The organism is Aeromonas sp. R1-1, from assembly GCF_040908495.1.
GTDB lineage: Bacteria > Pseudomonadota > Gammaproteobacteria > Enterobacterales > Aeromonadaceae > Aeromonas > Aeromonas veronii.
Genome location: NZ_JBFODV010000157.1, coordinates 1 through 2,341, shown reverse-complemented (window position 1 = coordinate 2,341; position 2,341 = coordinate 1). Strand labels below are relative to the sequence as shown.

Genomic DNA, 2,341 nt, shown 5'->3' with positions numbered 1-2,341 from the left:
GGGGTTGAGGTAGTTGGCAAGGAGGCCGAGATCGGCGTCCAGCAGCAGAGTGCCGTGGTGGAACCCGCGATCCAGAGTCTCCCGATAGGCCGACCCCGATACCTTGCGCTCCCCGTCCAGGGTCGCCACCAGCAGATCGTTGCGACCGGAGGCAAACGCCTCGATCCCCAATCGCTTGAGCCCGTCCAGCACGATGGCGGTGGAGACGCTCTTGTCATACTCCGGCTTGCCCGCCATGAAGGTGAAGCAGCTGTTGCCAAGGTCGTGAAACACGGCGCCACCACCGCTGCTGCGACGAGCCAGCGTCACCCCGTCCTCTTCCATCCGGCGGGTGTTGCACTCCTTCCACGGGTTCTGGGCACGGCCAATCACCACGGTATTGGCGTTGCGCCAAAGGAACAGCACCCGTTGACGGGGATCCATCTGGCGGAAGATGCACTCCTCGACGGCGAGGTTGAAGAGGGGGTCGTGAGAATCGGAGACAAGCAGACGCAAGCGGGACATAAAAAGACCTTATCCGGAACTGGGGGCAGCATGATAACACTGACGGGGTACCATCACTGAGCTGTCGCACATTAACCGGTGTGCAGCAGCCGCAACACATTTGCGTCACACCTGACCGCCCCCTAAAAGTATCTATTGATATAACGACACAGCTTGACGTGCAACCACGGAAAAAATGCAGTTTAGCCACAATGATAACGATAAAAACGGGAAAAAGTGGCTAGAATGCGACCACTTCGATAGGCCATATGACTCTCTTATTGGTCACATAACTTGCAAAAAAGCGGCATGTATCCATCCCGTGTGATGAACGACACAAAAATGACTTTCCAACCCCCCTATACCCCATTGCAAACGCCTTTTCTCCCCTTGCAGGTTACACAAAATTGCTTGAATCTAGCCTAGACACCGCTCCCGAGAGAAACGTTGTATGACGGAGAACGCAGCCTCCCGCCAGCCCCTCAGCTGGTTTCTGCCAATGCTGGTCGGTATGGTCATCGCGACCCTGACCTCTCCCCCCGTGCGAGCCGGCGAGCAGGTCATCGTCCAGTTGCCGTGGCAACACCAGTTCCAGTTTGCCGGTTACTACGCGGCCATCGCCAAAGGGTTTTATCGGGAGGCCGGTCTGCATGTCACCCTGCGCGAAGCGGACTCCCGCACCGATGTGGTCAGCGAGGTAATCTCGGGAAAGGCCCATTTTGGCATCAGCGGCAGTGATCTGCTGCTGGATCGGGCTGCCGGTCGTCCGGTGGTGGTGCTCGCCGCCCTGCTGCAGCACTCGCCGCTGATCCTGCTCACGCTGGATAGGCCAGATATTCGCAACCCGGCCGATCTGGCCAACAAGCGACTGATGCTGGAGCCGGGCTCCAACGAGCTGCTGACCTACCTTTCTCACCAGACCCGCAGCCGCGACTGGGTCACCCTTCCCTACAAACAGGGGATACAGGCACTGCTGGCGGGCAAGGTGGATGCCATCAGCGCCTACAGCACTACCGAGCCCTTCTATCTGCAGCAAAGAGGCATCCCCTATCGGGTCTTCAGTCCGCGCACCATCGACTTTGACTTCTACGGCGACAACCTGTTTACCTCCGAGCGGGAGCTGATCACCCGACAGGATCGGGTCTACGCCTTCCAGCAGGCCAGCCTCAAGGGGTGGCGCTATGCGATGGACCACCCCGACGAGATGATCAACCTCATCATGGAGCAGTACCCGACCGGGGCTGGCCGTGAACAGCTGGAGTTCGAGGCTCGCGAAACCAGAGCTCTGATGCAGCCGGATCTGATCGAACCTGGCTACATGCAGCAGGAGCGCTGGCTGCAGATCGCCAAAACCTATCTGGAGGCGGGCATGCTCACGGTATTGCCCAACCTCGACCGCTTTATCTACGACCCGGCGCAGGAGCGGCTGCGCCAGCAACGGCTGCTGCTCGACAAGAGCGTGGCGGTGGCCATGCTCATCACCTTTACCCTGATGACCCTGCTCGGCATCTTCTTGCACCTCTATCTGCGCCTGCGCGAGGAGGCGCGGGATCGCCAGCGGCTGACCCGTGAACTGGCCCAGAGCGAACAGCACTATCGCTTCGTGGCGGAGAACAGTGCCGATGTGATCTGGACCATGGATGCCGCCAGCTTGCGCTTTCGCTATGTCAGCCCGGCCATCGCCCCCCTGAGCGGCTACGAGGCCCCCGAGCTGTTTGCCCTGCCCCTCAAACAGCTGCTGCCGGATGCCTCAAGGAAACAGCTGCGCGAGGAGATCTCCGCCACTCTGGAGGCATGGCAGCGGGGAGAGCATGACCAGACCCGCCGGGTCATTCGCACCCAGTTGCGCCACAAGGAT

The 2,341-nt window shown here is 60.1% G+C and carries 2 protein-coding genes; one reads left to right on the top strand and one right to left on the bottom strand.

All coding sequences use genetic code 11. The features are described from left to right. Positions 1-504: lipoate--protein ligase (locus tag AB5Y92_RS09040; RefSeq protein ID WP_368226538.1), on the bottom strand; the 504-nt coding region annotated here is incomplete at its 3' end. 430 nt (positions 505-934) lie between these two features. On the opposite strand from AB5Y92_RS09040, the gene AB5Y92_RS09035 reads away from it, so the two are divergent. Further along, a partial coding sequence (locus AB5Y92_RS09035; protein ID WP_368226536.1) for an ABC transporter substrate-binding protein occupies positions 935-2,341 on the top strand: 1,407 nt, incomplete at its 3' end.